At 62.0% G+C, this 17,526-nt stretch carries 15 protein-coding genes; 8 read left to right on the top strand and 7 right to left on the bottom strand.

The window, feature by feature from the left end; all coding sequences use genetic code 11:
- The first annotated feature begins 19 nt into the window (after positions 1 to 19).
- The 4 genes from ercA to yghX all read left to right on the top strand — a co-directional run bounded on the left by ercA (position 20) and on the right by yghX (position 5,511).
- On the top strand, positions 20 to 1,177 hold the full coding sequence (ercA, locus tag HU742_RS12215; protein WP_186632951.1) for an alcohol dehydrogenase-like regulatory protein ErcA: 1,158 nt from the start codon (positions 20 to 22) through the stop codon (positions 1,175 to 1,177).
- Positions 1,161 to 2,531 carry an ATP-binding response regulator gene (locus HU742_RS12220; RefSeq protein WP_186642658.1) on the top strand — a complete coding sequence of 457 codons (1,371 nt, stop codon included), beginning with the start codon at positions 1,161 to 1,163 and terminating at the stop codon, positions 2,529 to 2,531. Before ercA ends, HU742_RS12220 begins: the two co-directional genes overlap by 17 nt.
- Before the next feature lie 357 nt (positions 2,532 to 2,888).
- A complete protein-coding gene (mqo, locus tag HU742_RS12225; RefSeq protein WP_186642659.1) occupies positions 2,889 to 4,529 on the top strand; it encodes a malate dehydrogenase (quinone) in 1,641 nt (546 codons plus the stop codon).
- Between the two features lie 91 nt (positions 4,530 to 4,620).
- A complete protein-coding gene (gene yghX / locus HU742_RS12230; RefSeq protein ID WP_186642660.1) occupies positions 4,621 to 5,511 on the top strand; it encodes a YghX family hydrolase in 891 nt (296 codons plus the stop codon).
- Positions 5,512 to 5,556: 45 nt separating this feature from the next.
- Here yghX and HU742_RS12235 read toward each other — a convergent pair whose 3' ends face one another.
- Positions 5,557 to 6,027: an Rrf2 family transcriptional regulator gene (locus tag HU742_RS12235; RefSeq protein ID WP_186632191.1), complete on the bottom strand. Its 471-nt coding sequence runs from the start codon at positions 6,025 to 6,027 to the stop codon at positions 5,557 to 5,559.
- Between the two features lie 138 nt (positions 6,028 to 6,165).
- On the opposite strand from HU742_RS12235, the gene HU742_RS12240 reads away from it, so the two are divergent.
- Positions 6,166 to 7,065: an NAD(P)/FAD-dependent oxidoreductase gene (locus tag HU742_RS12240; protein WP_186642661.1), complete on the top strand. Its 900-nt coding sequence runs from the start codon at positions 6,166 to 6,168 to the stop codon at positions 7,063 to 7,065.
- A gap of 3 nt (positions 7,066 to 7,068) precedes the next feature.
- Here HU742_RS12240 and HU742_RS12245 read toward each other — a convergent pair whose 3' ends face one another.
- The 3 genes from HU742_RS12245 to HU742_RS12255 are packed head-to-tail and all read right to left on the bottom strand — an operon-like array spanning position 7,069 to position 10,100.
- Positions 7,069 to 8,376 carry a CitMHS family transporter gene (locus HU742_RS12245; RefSeq protein WP_186632197.1) on the bottom strand — a complete coding sequence of 436 codons (1,308 nt, stop codon included), beginning with the start codon at positions 8,374 to 8,376 and terminating at the stop codon, positions 7,069 to 7,071.
- A 51-nt stretch (positions 8,377 to 8,427) separates the two neighbouring features.
- Entirely contained in the window at positions 8,428 to 8,751 is a 324-nt protein-coding gene (locus HU742_RS12250) for an AtuA-related protein (protein ID WP_186632200.1), read from the bottom strand.
- On the bottom strand, positions 8,751 to 10,100 hold the full coding sequence (locus HU742_RS12255; protein WP_186642662.1) for an acyclic terpene utilization AtuA family protein: 1,350 nt from the start codon (positions 10,098 to 10,100) through the stop codon (positions 8,751 to 8,753). Before HU742_RS12255 ends, HU742_RS12250 begins: the two co-directional genes overlap by 1 nt.
- A gap of 101 nt (positions 10,101 to 10,201) precedes the next feature.
- Here HU742_RS12255 and HU742_RS12260 point away from each other — a divergent pair, with 101 nt between their 5' ends.
- On the top strand, positions 10,202 to 11,080 hold the full coding sequence (locus HU742_RS12260; RefSeq protein WP_186632205.1) for a LysR family transcriptional regulator: 879 nt from the start codon (positions 10,202 to 10,204) through the stop codon (positions 11,078 to 11,080).
- An 11-nt stretch (positions 11,081 to 11,091) separates the two neighbouring features.
- Here the strand turns inward: HU742_RS12260 and HU742_RS12265 are convergent, their stop codons facing one another.
- Both HU742_RS12265 and HU742_RS12270 read right to left on the bottom strand, forming a co-directional pair.
- Positions 11,092 to 11,943: a CAP domain-containing protein gene (locus HU742_RS12265; protein WP_186642663.1), complete on the bottom strand. Its 852-nt coding sequence runs from the start codon at positions 11,941 to 11,943 to the stop codon at positions 11,092 to 11,094.
- A gap of 195 nt (positions 11,944 to 12,138) precedes the next feature.
- Positions 12,139 to 12,912, bottom strand: coding sequence for an L-iditol 2-dehydrogenase (locus tag HU742_RS12270; RefSeq protein ID WP_186632210.1), 774 nt, complete (start codon positions 12,910 to 12,912; stop codon positions 12,139 to 12,141).
- Positions 12,913 to 13,226: 314 nt separating this feature from the next.
- Here HU742_RS12270 and HU742_RS12275 point away from each other — a divergent pair, with 314 nt between their 5' ends.
- Positions 13,227 to 14,168, top strand: a complete 942-nt coding sequence (locus tag HU742_RS12275) for an AraC family transcriptional regulator (RefSeq protein WP_186642664.1) — start codon at positions 13,227 to 13,229, stop codon at positions 14,166 to 14,168.
- A 74-nt stretch (positions 14,169 to 14,242) separates the two neighbouring features.
- A complete protein-coding gene (locus HU742_RS12280) occupies positions 14,243 to 15,469 on the top strand; it encodes an RtcB family protein (protein WP_186642665.1) in 1,227 nt (408 codons plus the stop codon).
- 41 nt (positions 15,470 to 15,510) lie between these two features.
- On the opposite strand, the gene HU742_RS12285 is transcribed toward HU742_RS12280, so the two are convergent.
- Positions 15,511 to 17,280, bottom strand: coding sequence for a sigma-54-dependent Fis family transcriptional regulator (locus tag HU742_RS12285; protein WP_186632218.1), 1,770 nt, complete (start codon positions 17,278 to 17,280; stop codon positions 15,511 to 15,513).
- Between the last annotated feature and the right edge of the window lie 246 nt (positions 17,281 to 17,526).

Genomic DNA, 17,526 nt, shown 5'->3' on the forward strand with positions numbered 1-17,526 from the left:
GATGAGCCCCCCTGAAAAAATGAGCCTCAGTCCGCTGCGCAAGTTCGTTTCCCCAGAAATCATGTTTGGTGCCGGTTGCCGGCACAATGTCGGCAATTACGCCAAGACCTTCGGTGCCCGCAAGGTGCTGGTGGTCACCGACCCCGGGGTCATCGCCGCCGGTTGGGTCGGTGACGTCGAAGCCAGCCTGCAAGCCCAGGGCATCGACTACTGCATCTACAGCGCGATCTCTCCCAATCCCCGCGTGGAAGAAGTGATGCTCGGCGCCGAGATGTACCGTGAGAACCACTGCGACGTGATCGTCGCGGTCGGTGGCGGCAGCCCCATGGACGGCGGCAAGGCGATTGGCATCGTCGTGGCGCACGGTCGCAGCATCCTCGAGTTCGAAGGCGTCGACACGCTCTACATGCCGAGCCCGCCGCTGATCCTGATTCCCACCACGGCCGGCACTTCGGCGGACGTGTCGCAGTTCGTCATCATCTCCAACCAGCAAGAACGCATGAAGTTTTCCATCGTCAGCAAGGCGGCGGTGCCCGATGTGTCGTTGATCGACCCGGAAACCACCCTGAGCATGGACCCGTTCCTGTCGGCCTGTACCGGCATCGATGCGCTGGTGCACGCCATCGAGGCGTTCGTCTCCACCGGTCACGGACCGCTGACCGATCCCCACGCCTTGGAAGCGATGCGCCTGATCAACAACAACCTGGTGCAGATGATTGCCAACCCAGCGGACATTGCGCTGCGCGAGAAGATCATGCTCGGCAGCATGCAGGCCGGGCTGGCGTTCTCTAACGCGATCCTCGGCGCGGTGCATGCCATGTCCCACAGCTTGGGCGGTTTCCTCGACCTGCCTCATGGGCTGTGCAATGCGGTGCTGGTGGAGCACGTGGTGGCGTTCAACTACAACTCCGCGCCCGAGCGTTTCAAGGTGATCGCCGAGACGCTGGGCATCGATTGCCGTGGGCTCAATCATCGACAAATCCGCACCCGGTTGGTGGAGCACCTGATCGCGCTCAAGCGCACCATCGGTTTCCACGAAACCCTCGGGCTGCACGGCGTCAGCACCTCGGACATTCCGTTCCTGTCACAGCATGCGATGCACGATCCGTGCATCCTCACCAATCCCCGGGAGTCGAGCCAGCGGGATGTCGAGGTCGTCTATGGCGAAGCCCTCTGACGAACAGCAAAAAGCCCTGGCCGGGCTGCTGGGGCTGGGCAACCACTCGACACGCAAGAGTCACTACCCGGAGCTCGCGGCGCGCCTGGATGAATTGGAACAAGCCCGGCATCACCTGCAGCAGCTCAACGACCAATTGGAGCAGCGGGTGGCCGAGCGCACCGATGCGCTGCTGGAGGCCAACCATAACCTGCAACAACAGATCGCCCAGCGCGAGTTGGTCGAGCAACAGCTGCGCGATGCGCGGGACGCCGCCCAGGCCGCCAATCGCAGCAAGGACAAATACCTGGCCGCCGCCAGCCACGACCTGCTGCAACCGCTCAACGCCGCGCGACTGCTGATCGCCACGTTGCGTGAGCGCACATTGCCGGCCGCCGAGCATGTGCTGGTGGAGCGCACGCATCAGGCGCTGGAGGGGGCAGAGGATCTGCTCACCGACCTGCTGGACATTTCCCGGCTGGACCAGGCTGCCGTCAGGCCCGATCTGGCACCGTACCGGCTGGATGAGCTGCTCGCGCCGCTGGTGTCGGAGTTTCAATCGGTAGCCGGTGCCGCGGGCCTGGACCTGCGGGTGCGGTTTGCCGATGAGGCGGTGTTGACTGACCTGCGGTTGATGACGCGGATCCTGCGCAACCTGCTCAGCAACGCGTGTCGCTACACCGACCAGGGCGGCATTCTGCTGGCGGCGCGGCGTCGGGGAGGGCGCTTGAGCCTGGAAGTCTGGGACACTGGGCGGGGCATCGCGGCGGATTGCCTGGAGTCGATTTTCCTCGAATTCAACCAACTGGATGTCGGCCGGGCGGCGGATCGCAAGGGCGTGGGCCTGGGTCTGGCGATAGTCGAGCGTATCGCCCATGTCCTCGGTTGTCGCGTGCAGGTGCGCTCGCGTCCAGGACGCGGCTCGGTGTTCAGCATCGAGGTGCCGCTGTCCGCCGAGCGGCCGCTGCCCATGTCGCTGATTCCTGCGCAGGCGGTTACCGGTAACCCGCTACCGGGCCGTCGCTTGTTGGTCATCGACAACGAGGTGACCATTCTGCAAAGCATGGCGGCGCTGCTGGGGCAGTGGGGCTGCGAGGTATTGACAGCCACTGACGAAGCGGGCGCCTTCGATGTGCTGCAAGGCCGCGCCCCAGAGTTGGTCCTGGCGGATTTTCATCTCGATCATGGGGTAGTCGGCTGCGAGGTGGTCAAGCACCTGCGTGAGCATTTCCAACAGGCAATCCCGGCGGTGATCATTACCGCCGACCGCAGCGACCAATGCCGCCGCGCCTTGCGCAAACTGAATGCGCCGCTGCTGAACAAACCGGTCAAGCCCGGCAAGCTGCGGGCGGTGTTGAGTCAGATACTCGGGTAGTCGAGGGACCGATGGAGCCATTAAAACGCCGTCATTTGGTCGGCGTTTTTACCTCGAATGCAAAAATGCGCTTCGGTCTGCTTATTTCCTTCTGTAAACTCCCCCCGCTGCGACAATCGGGCACGGTCACGCCGGGCCCGATCCAGACCGTTTTGCAGTGTCCCTCACCCAGCTGAAGCCAAGACCTACAAGAAGACAGCGCCGGAGAGACATAAATGTGAGGCCGATATTGCTCGGCCCTGTAGGTCCATCCTCCAGTTCATTCGATACCCGCCCGCTGGCTGTGCCGGCATGGACGAGGTCATCCCTCGAACAGGACTGGAGGGCGGAATGGCGTTTTATCCTAGGGATACACACATGTTGAAGAAAACACACACGGCGCTGCTGGGCCTGGCGATGGCGATGGGTCTTGCGACCACGCACGCCGCCGAGCCGAAAAAAGTTGATGTCTTGCTCATTGGTGGCGGCATCATGAGTTCGACCCTCGGCGTTTGGCTCAATGAGCTGGAGCCGGGCTGGACCATGGAAATGGTCGAGCGCCTGGACGGTGTTGCCGAAGAGAGCTCCAATGGCTGGAACAACGCCGGTACCGGTCACTCCGCGCTGGCGGAGCTGAACTACACGCCGGAAAAAGACGGCAAGGTCGATATCTCCAAGGCCATCGAAATCAACGAAGCCTTCCAGATTTCCCGCCAGTTCTGGTCCTGGCAAGTCAAGAACGGCGTGTTGAAGAATCCGCGTTCGTTCATCAACTCCACGCCGCACATGAGTTTTCTGTGGGGCGACGAGAACATCGCGTTCCTGAAGAAGCGTTACGAAGCCCTCCAGGCCAGCCCGTTATTCGCCGGCATGCAGTACTCCGAAGATCCTGCGCAGATCAGCAAGTGGGTTCCGCTGATGATGCAGGGGCGCGACCCGAGCCAGAAAGTCGCGGCCACCTGGAGCCCGCTGGGTACTGACGTGAACTTTGGCGAAATCACCCGCCAGTTCGCCACTTACCTGCAAACCAAGCCAAACTTCTCGCTCAAGCTGTCCAGCGAAGTGGAAGACATCACTCGCAATGAAGACGGCACCTGGCGTGTTTCGTACAAGAACCTGAAGGACGGTACCGAAACCGAGACCGACGCCAAGTTCGTGTTCATCGGCGCCGGTGGCGGTGCCCTGCACCTGCTGCAGATGTCGGACATTCCAGAAGCCCGTGAGTATGCAGGCTTCCCGGTAGGGGGTTCGTTCCTCGTGACCGAAAATCCGACCATCGCCCAGGTGCACCTGGCGAAGGCATACGGCAAGGCTTCGGTTGGCGCGCCACCGATGTCGGTTCCGCACCTGGATACCCGCGTGCTTGATGGCAAGCGTGTGATCCTGTTTGGCCCATTTGCCACGTTCTCCACCAAGTTCCTCAAGAACGGCTCGTACTTCGACCTGCTCACCAGCACCACGACCCACAACGTGTGGCCGATGACCAAGGTCGGTATCGAACAGTACCCGCTGGTGGAATACCTGGCAGGCCAGTTGATGCTGTCGGACGAAGACCGCTTCAACGCGCTGAAGGAATACTTCCCAGAGGCCAAGCAGGAAGACTGGCGCCTGTGGCAGGCCGGCCAGCGCGTGCAGATCATCAAGCGTGACGAAGAGAAGGGCGGCGTGCTGAAACTCGGCACCGAAGTCGTCGCTTCCGAAGATGGCAGCATCGCCGGCCTGCTGGGTGCCTCGCCAGGCGCGTCGACCGCCGCACCAATCATGCTGACCGTGCTTGAGAAAGTCTTCAAGGACAAGGTGGCCACCCCGGCCTGGCAGGAAAAACTGCGCCAGATCGTGCCGAGCTACGGCACCAAGCTCAACGAGAGCCCAGAGCGTGTCGCCCAGGAATGGGCCTACACCAGCGAAGTCCTGCAACTGGACCCGCCACCGGCTGTCGGCAAGGTAAACGCCGCTACAGTACCGGCCAAACCGGCTGCTGCCCGTGAAGCCAATCCAGCGGCTGACATGGCGCTGTAAACCGGACGCCGTCTGGTAAAAAGAAACGCCGCTCCTGGAGCGGCGTTTTTTTTCGGCTATGATTTTTCGATCCCAGCCGAGGACCCCACCCATGACACGTCTCACCGCCAGGGACTTTGCTCCCGAACTGCTTGAGCTCTACGACTTCTACGCCCATGGCCAGATTTCCCGGCGGGTCTTCCTCGAACGGGCCAGCCAATTCGCGGTGGGCGGGCTCACGGCCGGCGCGCTGTTGGCATCGTTGAGCCCCGATTATGCCCAGGCGATGCAGGTGAACTTCACCGACCCGGATATCCTGGCGCAGTACATCACCTATCCCTCGCCAAACGGCCACGGCCAGGTGCGTGGTTACCTGGTGCGGCCAGCCAAGGCCAGCGGAGCTGCGCCCGGCGTAGTGGTGGCTCATGAAAACCGGGGGTTGAACCCATATATCGAAGACGTCGCCCGGCGCGTCGCCAAGGCCGGGTTCGTCGCGCTGGCACCCGATGGCCTGACATCGGTGGGCGGTTATCCGGGCAATGACGACAAGGGGCGCGAGTTGCAACAGCAAGTCGACCCGGAAAAACTGATGAACGATTTTTTCGCCGCCATCGAGTTTCTCGGCAAGCATGAGGCCGTGGGCGGGAGAAAAGTCGGCATCACCGGTTTCTGCTACGGCGGTGGGGTGGCCAACGCGGCTGCGGTGGCGTACCCCGAACTGGGCGCGGCAGTGCCGTTCTACGGACGCCAACCCAAACCCGAGGACGTGCCACGGATCAACGCGCCGCTATTGATCCACTACGCTGAACTCGACACGCGGATCAACGAAGGCTGGCCGGCCTATGAAGCGGCGCTCAAGGCCGGGAAGAAGGACTATCAGGCCTACATTTATCCAGGCGTCAATCATGGCTTTCACAACGACTCGACACCGCGTTATGACGAAGCGGCAGCCGATCTGGCGTGGTCGCGAACAATGGACTGGTTCAAGCGCTATCTCGCCTGAACGCCCGCAAACACGGCCCGCGCCATGGCGGGCTGTGTACTCGCTTCAATGATGGCTGTGTTCTGTCCCTGTGCCCGCCTCACCGGCGAAGAACTGCTGATAACGCTGATCAAAATCCTCCGCCAACTCTGCCAACGTAATGCTGCCCAGGCGCTTTAGCAGCAACGCCTGCGCCTCTTCGAACGCGTCCGTCAGCGCCGCGTTCACGGCCTGTTCCACCAAGCATTGCGGGTGATCGGTGGACAGGCCAAGGGCAAAGATCGAGGTGCTGCCCAGCGCTTGGTGGATGTCGAGCAAGGTCATTTGCGCCAAGGGCTTGGCCAGGCTCCAACCGCCGCGATGGCCTTTTTCCGACGTGACGTAACCCTGTTCCTTGAGCAAGGCCATGGTCCGACGCACCACCACAGGATTGGTGCCGAGCATTTGAGCAAGGGTATCGGAAGTGGCGGATTGCTGATGCCGGTCCATATGGATCAGCACATGCAGCATGCGGGAAAGACGCGTGTCGTTTCTCATGAAAATATCCGAAGGTAAAACCGAGCGGAGTATCGCCTGTAATCGCAAAAGTTACGAGACTATTGACAGCGGTTTTTCAAGAAACATACGATGTGTCGAGACTTGCCCACGCCCTCGTAAACATCTTGGAGAACGCTCATGGAATACGACGTCATCATTGCAGGCGGCAGCTATGCTGGAATGTCCGCGGGTCTTCAGTTGGCCCGTGCCCGCCGCAAAGTGCTTGTCATCGACGCGGGCGAGCGTCGTAATCGGTTTGCCGCGACATCCCACGGTTTTCTCGGACAGGACGGCCGCGCGCCCGATGACATTGCCGATGACGCCCGAACGCAGCTCTTGGCGTACCCGACGGTGAAATGGGTTTCAGACACCGCAACCCACGCCGCCAGGCACGAGGAGGGCTTCATCGTCGAAACCACCCACGGGCAACGCTACAGCGCCCGTCGTCTGTTGCTCGCCACCGGGATAATTGACGAACTGCCAGCGGTGCAGGGACTGGCGGAACGTTGGGGGCAAAGTGTCTTTCATTGCCCATACTGCCATGGCTACGAGCTGGACCAGGGGCCGATTGGCTCCCTGGCGACCTCGCCGATGTCGCTCCACCATGCGTTGATGCTGCCAGACTGGGGGCCGACGACTTTCTTCACCAACGGCGTGTTCGAGCCGGATCCTGAGCAGATGGCGAGCCTTGAGCAGCGCGGTGTTACCGTGGTGGCGGAGCATGTCGAGCGCATCGAAGGCGAACAGGCCAACGTTGTGTTGGCCAGCGGTGGTGTGATCGCCATCGCCGGTCTGTTTGTCCTGCCGCGCACCCGGGTTGCCAGCTCGCTCGCGCAAACGTTGGGCTGTACGTTTGAGGACGGCCCACTCGGGGCTTTCATCCAGTGCGACCCGATGACGCGTGAAACCAGCCTTTCGGGGGTGTTTGCCTGTGGCGATGCGGCGATGCCGTTCGGCTCGGTCGCGCTGGCCGTGGGCGATGGGGTGAGGGCGGGTTCGGGGGTGCATCGGTCGCTGATTTTCCAAACCCACCCTTGAGACTCATACCTGTACAGCCCCGGTCAGCACGGCGAAGGCGAGCATCACCAGACTGACCCCCCAGGCCCAGAAAAAGGTATAGGCCATGTGCTTGCGCAGCTCGACGCCGCTGAGGGCCAACGCCAGGTAGACGCTGGGCACCACCGGGCTGATGGAGAATCCGGTGTTTTCACCGATCAGCATGGCCCGGGCCACTGCTTCGAGGGGAACACCGGCTGCGGCGGCCACATCCTTGATGACCGGCAGCAGGGCGAAATAGTAGGCGTCGGGCGAAAAGATCATGCCCAGGGGAACGCCGAAGAAGCCGACGATCACGTGCAGGTACTGGGCAGAACCGGCGGGCAGGATATTGATCAACGACAAGGCCATGCCATCGGACATCTTCGCGCCGGAGAGCACGCCCAACAGCACGGCGGCGGCCATCATCACCAAGACCATTTGCAGTGCATCGGCGGCGTGAGCCTTGAGGCGTTCAGCCTGGGCGTCCAGGGACGGGAAATTCAACGGCAGGGCGATGCCCAGTCCCACCATGAAGCAGGCATACAAGGGAAAGATGCCGGTGAACAGGCACAGCAGGATCCCACCGGTCAGGGCCACGTTCAGCCAGTAGCGCAGCTCTCGAGGTGAAAGGCTGAACTCGCGGTCCTGGGGTTGCAGGCCGTCCATATCGCACGTCGCGGCGGCCCCCAGTGACATCGGCTGGCGACGCTGGGCCCGCAAGCCCAATACCGTTGCGACCCCGAGCATGCACGCCAGGCCCACCATCTGCACCGGTAGCAGCCCCAGCCACAGCTCGGTGGCATCGAGCCCCGACACGGCGGCGGCGCGGGCGGTCGTTCCACCCCACGGCACCATATTGATCACCCCGGCGGTGGTGCCCACCAGGCACAACAGCATCAACGGGCTCATGTTCAGGCGTTTATACAAGGGCAGCAAGGCTGGGATCGTCAGCAGGAACGTCGCTGCGCCGACGCCGTCGAGGTGAACCACCGAGGTCACCAATACCGTCACCAGCGCCACGGCCAACGGCTTGCCGCCCGTGCTGCGGATCAGCAGGTTGACCAGCGGATCGAACAGCCCCCGGTCGCGCATGATGCCGAAAAACAGGATGGCGAACAGGAACAGCGCGGCCGTCGGGGCCACCGTGATCAGGCCGGCCTTGATGAATTCGCCGATCTGCCCGAGATTGAAGCCGGCCAACAGGCAAGCGACCACGGGCAGGATGGTGAACGCCACCACCGGGCTGATCCGGCGCAGCAATATCAATCCGATGATGGCGAGCATCATCAGGAAACCCAAGGTTGTAATCATGTAGGGGCCTCTCTTTTTATTGTTGTCGATGGTACGGGGGCGAAGCGTCGGTCAGTCTTGCGGTCCGGGCAGGTTCAAGGCCAACAGCAGGTAACTCAGGCTCTTGCCGTGGCGATCGAGACCGCAACTGCGGTTCACGCCGCCCTCCAGGGCGTCTTCAAGCACGAAATTCAAGGCATTGAGGTTCGGTAGTTCATAGCGGTGCACCTTGGAAGGCCGACGCGTCGCGAATTGCTCGGCCACTCGCGCGCAAGTCAGTTCCTGCACTAGCCAGGCGTAATGGGCCGCGTCGTGGGGGAAAACCGCGATGCTGAGGATGTTGCCTTTATCGCCGGCACGGGCGTGGGCGAAGTCGGCGAGGGTGACCCTGTTCATCAATACCACTCCAAGGTTGTGTGGATTTCATCGCGCGGCAACAGGAAACTGCGGGTCGTGACGGCCTCGACGAGATGTCGTCGGACACCGCCGCCGCCGGCCGGCCCGTTGGTGTAAAGGGACTCCACCTCGGCCAGCAGGGTTTCGAGCAATGGTCGGTCGGTGTGGGTCAGGCCGATGCGCACGCGCACGTCTTCCAGCGCTGGCGCCTGGGCCAGTTGTTTTTGCAGATAGCGGCCACCCTGGTCGTTGAACAGACTGGCTATCCCCGACAGGTCGATCCAGGGGTGCACGCCTGGCGCCAAGCGGTCGAAACGCTCCAGCAGGATCTCTCGCGCCAGCGCGGCACGTGCCACGGCACCAGGGCCTGCATAGGAAATTTCTGCTTCGCCAAACCACAGGCCGCGCTCACCGGCCAGGCCCTTGAGCGTGTCGGGACGGGAATGGCCGAGCAGCCCGCTGACTTCGACACGGTCCTCACCCAAGTCATGGACACGAGCCTGGCCCAGGTCCAGCACTACGTCGGGCGTCAGATAGCGTCGTGGGTCGTGCACTTCGTACAGCAGCTGTTCCTTGACGGTCTGCTCACTGACCCTTCCGCCGCAATGACGGGTTTTGCCTATGATCAGGCGGCCATTCTCATGGACCTCGGCAATCGGACAACCCAGGTTGGCCAGATCCGGAATCTCTTTCATGCCAGGGTGGGCAAAATAGCCGCCAGTGACCTGGGTGCAGCATTCCAGCAAGTGGCCCGCGGCGGTGGCGACAGCCATTTTCTGCCAATCGTCGGCGGCCCAGCCCAACCCATGGCGGATCGCCCCCACCGCCAACGACGGATCGGCGACACGGCCACACAACACGATGCCAGCGCCAGCGGCGAGTGCCTGGGCGATACCCTCGGCGCCGGTGTAGACGTTCACCGAAACGGGCTGCTCCTTGGCGCTCGGCGACAGCCACCGTTCGTAACGCGAAGGCGTTTCTTCCAGCAGGTCGTCGCCCAACACGCAGGCGATTTTCAGCGAAGGGAAGCGACCCGCCAGCTCATGACGCAGCCGTTGCGCGGCGGCCCTGGGATTGGCTGCGCCGCCATTGGTGATGATCGGGATGCCGGCCTCGATGCACAGCGCCAGCATGGGTTCGAGAAAATCGAACAAGCGGGAGGAATAGCCGGCCTGCGGGTCGAGGCGCTTGCGCAACTGCGCCTCGGCCAGGGTCCGTTCAGCCAGCAGCTCAAGCATGATGTAGCGCTGGCCGCTGCGTTGTGCCAGGTCTTGGGCCAGGCGCAGCGCGGCGTCGGGTCGATCATTGGCGAAACCGGCGCCACACCCGACGAGTATTGTTTTTGTCATGTCCGTTTTCCACTGAAGGGTGGTCCCATAGTGGAGAGGCTGGATTATTCTGTGAATTTTAAAGATAGAATCAATTGATTCATTAATTTTATGAGCGGCCCATGAACGTATCTTTTCGCCAGCTGCGGGCTTTCATCCTGATCGCCGAAACGTCCAGTTTCACCCGTACGGCGGAACAACTGCACCTGTCCCAGCCGGCGCTGAGCTACAGCATTCGCAAACTGGAAGAGAGCATGGGCTTGCAGTTGCTTGCCCGTAACACCCGCAGCGTGGAGCTGACGCCCGCCGGCGAGCACTTTCTGCCCCAGGCCCGGCGCATGCTCCGGGACATGGACGATGCCGTGCGCGACGCTCGCGACACCTTGAGCCTGAGCCGTGGCACGCTACGGCTGGCGGCCCTGCCTACGGCCGCAGCGTCGTTCCTGCCGGCCGCCATGGCCACTTTCCAGCGCGACAACCCGGGTGTGACGGTGACCTTGCTGGACGGCCGAGCCGGGGAAATCATGGGCTGGGTGCAGCGCGGCGAGGTGGAGGCCGGCATCAGTTCGTTGCCTGACGATCTGTCCGGGCTGAGCTTCGCCCGGCTACTGGATGACAACCTGGTATTGCTCAGTCACAAGACGAACCAGCCTGACGGCGAGGAAGACTGGAAACGCCAGCCCTACATCGCGCTTACGCCGGACACCAGCATTCGCCCCTTGGCTGACGCGGCGTTGCGCTATTTGAACGTTGACCCTGTCCCGGCCTGGGAGGTCGCGCACATGAGCACGGCCACGGCCCTGGTGCGCGAAGGGTTGGGGTTTTCGCTGTTACCGGCCAGTTGCACGGCGGTGTTCAACATCGGTGAGCAGTGTGCGGTCACGGCCATCGACCAACCGGCAAAACGCTCGATTGGCCTGCTGCAACGCAAGCCAGTGGCCCAATCTCCGTCGTTGAGCCAGTTCATGCGACATGTGCGGCAGGTGTTGCGACAGGAGTAGGCCAACCACCGTTATTGAGTCCCGAACATCGCCGTCCAATAGATCCCCGCATCACTTTTCGGGTCCATCGCATACCCAGCCCCCAATTCGCGAAATTGCGGATTCATCAGGTTGGCGCAGTGCCCGGGACTGGCCAGCCAGCCGTCTACCACCTTCAACGCTGTGTCCTGCCCAGCGGCAATGTTTTCACCGATGGCCAGGCCCAGATAGCCCGCCAGCTCGGCGCGGTCGCCAGGCATGCGCCCATCACGGTCGCGGTGATCGAAGAAGTTGTTATTGGCCATGGCGCGGGTGTGATTCACGGCGGCCAGGGCCAGCGTAGCGTTCCAGGCCAGCGGCGTCGTGGCGGCGAAGGCTTCGGTGCCACAACGGCGTGGTTGCGCGCGAGCGCTGTTGATGAGTTTGAGCAACTTCTGGCCTTCGGTCTGCCAGTCTCCAAGACGCGCCGACAACAACGGACGAGCCAGCACGATGCGCCATTCACGGTCCAGCCGGCTCACGCCGATGTCGATGAATTGCGGGTCGAGAACGACCTGGCAGAAGCTTTCCTGCACAGCCTTTATCGCGGCCTGCGCATCGCGGGGCCCGGACAGGCTGATGGCTTGGACATTGACCATTGGATAGGCCGCCCGGGCCAGCGCTTGTTGCAAATCGCCAATGCCATTGGCCGAGAGGATCAACCGTGAATCCATCGCCAGCGGCGGCAGCTCCAGGGACGCCTGGCCGGCGCAGCTCTGGGACTGGCTGCGGTAGAGGTTGATGGACTCGACCAGTTTCGTCTCTTCGGTGGCTACCGCACTGACAGAAAACGCCAGCCCCAGCGACAGTATGGCAAGACGCATGGCGGAAAAAATGGCACGCATGTAAATCTCCCTTGAGCGGACGGCGCCTATGATGCGCAATTTTTGCCCCGCTGGGGCAACGGTATTCACGCTCTCTTGATATCCCTTGGAACTGTACCGTTTGGTACCGTTCGGGACAGTCCTCAAGTAGTGGGATCAATTTTCACGCGAATAGGTCCATTTTCATCGTCTCAAGGGCTTAAAAGCCGTGGCGTGTCAGCCCATCCAGTTGCCGCCGTCGACGTTGTAGGTCTGTGCCACGATGTATTCGCTTTCCGCCGATGCCAGGAAAACAGCCATGCCGACGAGGTCCTGCGCGGTACCCATGCGCCCGTAAGGCACCTGCTGTCCGACCTGGCGTTTCTTTTCCCCCAGGGGAAGGTTTTCCTGGCGCGCGAACAGCGCGTCGACGCCGTCCCAATGTTCACCGTCCACCACGCCGGGGGCGATGGCGTTGACGTTGATCCGGTGCTTGATCAAGTCCAGCCCGGCGGACTGGGTCAGGCTGATCACCGCGGCCTTGGACGCGCAATACACCGCCACCAGGGCCTCGCCACGCCGGCCGGCCTGGCTCGCCATGTTGATGATCTTGCCGCCGTGACCCTGGCGGATCATCTGCCGGGCCGCGGCCTGCAGCGTGAACAGGGTGCCGGCGACATTGATGGAGAACAGCCGCTCGTAGCTCTGGCGGCTGATCTCCACGATGGGCGCCAGGTCGAACAGCGCCGCATTATTGACCAGGATATCCAGCTTGCCCGCCCGGGCCACGACGGCGTCGATGGCCTGGTCGATCGAGCACTGGTCAGTGACGTCCATCTTCACCGCGTAAGCATTGGCGCCCAGTTCGATGGCGGTGCGTTGGGCCCGTTCCAGGTCGATGTCGGCAATGGCGACGGTAGCGCCTTCGTCGATATAGGCCTGGGCAAACGTCCGGCCGATGCCACGGGCGGCACCGGTTATCAATGCGCTTTTACCTTGCAGTCGTTTCATGGGGTGGTCTTGTCCTGAAGAATAAAAAGTGAATGTCCGTGAGCCCTTGTGGCGAGGGAGCAAACTCCCTCGCCACGGGTATTGGCTAAGCCGTCATTGCTTGGGCAGTTGGACGGATCCGCGAGCCGTCGATGACAAGGCGATTACACCCGTGCGACTGGATGGCCGACAAACGCGCAGAGGATCGCTGCGTGATACTTTTTTAACCGTCGAACATAGCGGTCAAAAAAGTATCAGTGGGCCGTTAGTGCGAAGCTGGCGGACCGCTGGGCAGCCGGCGTAATGTGCGGTCCAAATGATAAAAGAGGCACGACATGCCTGATCACCTAACGCTCCTTTACGACCAGCGACCGGCCGAGCTTGAAGTCATCCTGCCGGAACCTGAGCACAGCTTTCGCTGGTACGAACACGACTACCCTTATCCGATGGCGCGCTGGAATCATCATCCTGAATTTGAAATACACCTGATCCGCCAGGGCAGCGGCAGGCTACTGGCCGGCGACTATATCGGCCCATTCGGGCCTGGCCATGTGGCGATGATCGGCCCGGACCTGCCCCACGACTGGATGGGTGACCTGGCGCCGGACGAATATCTGGCCGGACGCGATGTGGTGCTGCAATTCGACGGTGCCACGCTGATGACCCTGCGCCAGACGCTGCCGGAACTGGGGGACTTGCAGCGACTGTTCGAACAGGCCCGACGCGGCCTGGCCTTTAGCGGCGACACCGCGCGGCACGCCGCGCACCTGCTCGAAGCAATCGGGCCAGCCCGGGGGGTGGCGCGACTGGCGCTGTTTTTCGAGCTGCTCGATACCCTTGGCCGCGCTGGCGAGAGGGAGGTCTTGTGCCTGGCCAGCCCTTGTTATGCGCCAACCCTTGATGCCCGCAGCTCGGAGCGCATCCAGAAAGCCTTCGAATACCTGCAAGCCGAACTCACCGGTGACGTGCGCTTGTCCGTGATCGCCCGGCAACTGGGCATGAGCGAGCCGGGATTCTCGCGCTTCTTCAAACGCATCACCGGCCATGGGTTTATCGACCTGATGCGCAAACTCCGGGTGCAGCGCGCCTGCCGGCTGCTGTCACAGAGTGAGATGGCGGTGACCGATATCTGTTTTGAAGTGGGCTACAACAACCTGTCCAACTTCAATCGGCATTTCCGTATCGAAATGAACCAGACGCCCAGTGACTATCGTCGGGGGATGGCTGCAAACTCGCCACATCCTGTCACGCAATCAGGTTCGACGGACCGCCCGTGAATCTGCGTTCATGGCCGGTGTCGAAACGTTAAGCCGGCAAGACGCCGGCTCCCCAATAGAACAGAACGCCAGTCATGCACGAGAAAACCTACGATCTGCTGGAAGTTGCCAACGGCAAGCCCATCAAGCTCTGGACCCAAGGCGTACCGGTGGAACCCGAAGCCCGCCAGCAGTTGATGAACACCGCGAAAATGCCGTTTATCTTCAAACATCTGGCAGTGATGCCCGATGTGCACCTGGGCAAGGGCTCGACCATCGGCAGTGTGATTCCGACCGTCGGGGCGATCATTCCTGCGGCGGTGGGGGTGGATATTGGTTGCGGCATGATTGCCGCCCGTACTTCATTGGACGCCGCTGACTTGCCGGATCATCTCCATGCATTGCGCAGCGCCATCGAAAAGGCCGTGCCCCATGGACGCACCCTCAGCCACGGCGGACGCGACAAGGGCGCCTGGAACAGCGTTCCACGGGAGGCTGACCAGGCTTGGGCGGCACTGGCAGCAAGGTTCAAGACGATCACCGACAAATACCCGAAGCTGGTCCGGACCAATAATCGTCAGCACCTGGGCACCCTGGGCAGCGGCAATCATTTCATCGAAGTCTGCCTGGATGAAGCGAACCGGGTCTGGTTCATGTTGCACAGCGGTTCGCGGGGAGTGGGCAACGCCATTGGCAACCTGTTCATCCAACTGGCCCAGGCCGACATGCGCCAGCACATCGCCAATCTGCCGGACCGTGACCTGGCTTACTTCGAGGAGGGCAGTCGGCATTTCGATGACTATGTCGAAGCCGTGGGCTGGGCCCAGGATTTCGCCCGGCAGAACCGGGCATTGATGATGGACGCAGTGATACGCGCCACGCGCCAGGTCATCAGTAAACCGTTTGAAGTGGCGCTGGAAGCGGTGAACTGCCATCACAACTATGTGCAGAAAGAGCGACACTTCGGGCACGATGTGCTGGTGACGCGCAAAGGAGCGGTGTCCGCCAGGAAAGGCGAGTTGGGCATAATCCCCGGATCGATGGGGGCCAGGAGCTTCATCGTGCGTGGCTTGGGCAATGAGCAATCGTTTTGCTCGTGCAGCCACGGTGCCGGTCGGGTCATGAGCCGGACCGAGGCGAAGAAGCGCTTCACTGTCGAGGATCAAGTCCGCGCCACCGCCCATGTGGAATGCCGCAAGGACGCCGCCGTCATCGATGAAATTCCTATGGCATACAAAGACATAGACAATGTAATGCATGCACAACGTGAACTCGTGGAAGTGCTGCATACCTTGCGTCAGGTGGTGTGCGTCAAGGGTTAACGGAGCCCGCCACAAAAGTGGCAGGAGCACAGGCCTTTTGTTCATTCGCCGACGCGTTGATGCTTCTTCAACCGATAGGCGAACTGCGCCCGACTCAGCCCCAGCGCCCTGGATGCGGCCGCCAGGTTGCCGCTGTTCAGTTGCAAGGCTTCGTTGATCAAGCGTGACTCCAGGCCGTCAATGGAAAAATCTGCGTCCAACTGACTAAGGGACTTCAGCAAGGGTGTCTTTGCCGCGCCTTCGCCCGTCGTGGCGCCCAATGGTGACAAGCCGCCGTGGTCGTCGACCGAGTACGCGTCCACCGGCAATCGCTCGTCGCGAAACAAATGCATCAGGTCGATGGCCTGGCCTTCTTCGCTGGCAATCAGGCCCCGTTCGATGAGGTTTTGCAGCTCCCGCACATTGCCCGGAAAGTCATAGCGCAGCAGGACCTTCAAAGCGCGCATGGTCAGGCCCACCGGCTTACGACCGTATTCCAGGCAAAACCGCTTGAGGAACGCGTTGATCAGCAAGGGGATGTCATCGCGGCGATCGCGCAAGGGCGGCAGGGCGATGGGATAGACATTGAGTCGATAGAACAGGTCTTCCCGGAACTCGCCTTGCTCCACGGCTTTGCGCAGGTCGATATTGGTCGCCGCCACTACCCGTACGTCAACCTTGATGCCATGTCCGCCACCGACCCGTTCGATCTCCCGTTCCTGCAATGCGCGCAACAGCTTGCCTTGGCCGGCCAGGCTCAAGCAGGTGATTTCGTCAAGAAACAGTGTGCCGCCGTGGGCACGTTCGAAACGGCCGGGGCGTGAATGGGTTGCGCCGGTGTAGGCGCCGCGCTCGACGCCGAACAGCTCGGCCTCGATCAGGTTGTCGGGGATGGCCGCGCAGTTGAGCGCGATGAAGGGGCCTTGGCGGCGACGGCTGAGTTGATGCAACTGGCGGGCGAACATTTCCTTGCCCACGCCGGACTCGCCGGTAACCAGCACCGTGGCGGGTGTCAGGGCGACTCGCTGCAAGGCCAGCGTCGCCGCGTTGAACGCCGAACTGGCGCCGATCAAGGGCTGTTCGCTGTCAGGCAGCGGTTCGCTGGCGGCCAAACGGTCGGTACGTGCATCGGGCGGCGGGGCCGTCGCCGGTTGCGAGGCATTGAGGTAGCTCAGGTCGCGCTCGACGTCTCCCCACTGCTCGGCAGTCTTGCCGACGACACGGCAGCGTTCGTGCCCCATGCCCCGGCATTCCACTTCGCGGAAGATCACCAATTGCCCGAACAACCCACTGACGAAACCGATGGCATAGCCCAGCTCGGTCCAGCACACCGGATCCTGCCCGGTGCCATAGGCGGCGATATGTTCGTCGGCTTCGCAGGAGTGATGCCAGAGGAATTCCCCCTCGTAGAATCCCGATTGCGCATCGAACTTGAAGTGCAGCGGTTCGACCTTGGTCATGCCTTCGAGGGTATGCAGGTGCGTGCCCGCGCGAAACACCGCCGCCGCATCCGCGTGAGGCCAGCGTTCACGAATCAGCCGGGCGTCCCGGGCGCCAGAGCAATAGCCGGTGCGGGTGAGCATGCCCCGGGCCTGTTCCAGTCCCTGGCGCTCGATGATTTCGCGGCGCAAGGCGCCAAAAGACGAGCTGTGCAGCAGCAACATGCGCTGGTCGTTGAGCCAGATACGCCCGTCGTCAGGGGAGAAAAACAGGCAGTTGGTCAGTTCCGCCGGTGTCGGCGAGCTGCTGTCGGTCAGTTCTTTGCTGTCGCCCCGTGGGCGAAAAGGCTCGGTAGCAATCCGTTCCGGCAGCGGACAGTGGGGATTATTCATTGTTATGCCCCTGATGGCGGTAGTCGAAATGAGCACCTGGCGAGATAGTTATTAAGCATAACTTTATCAAATGAACAAGTGGCGATCGGCCAGTGGCGGGGTCGGCGGATGCAGTGTGCTCGTCGGGTCCGTCCAAAAGCGTTGATCCAGAGCCTTGCGCCATGTTTGTGCGGGCCCGGGAACGAAACCGGCACACGGCTTGCTCAAGCACTTGCACGGCGTTTGCCCGAGCGCTGGCAAGGCGCG

Origin of the sequence: Pseudomonas marvdashtae, assembly GCF_014268655.2 — a bacterium.
Taxonomy (GTDB): Bacteria; Pseudomonadota; Gammaproteobacteria; order Pseudomonadales; family Pseudomonadaceae; genus Aquipseudomonas; species Aquipseudomonas marvdashtae.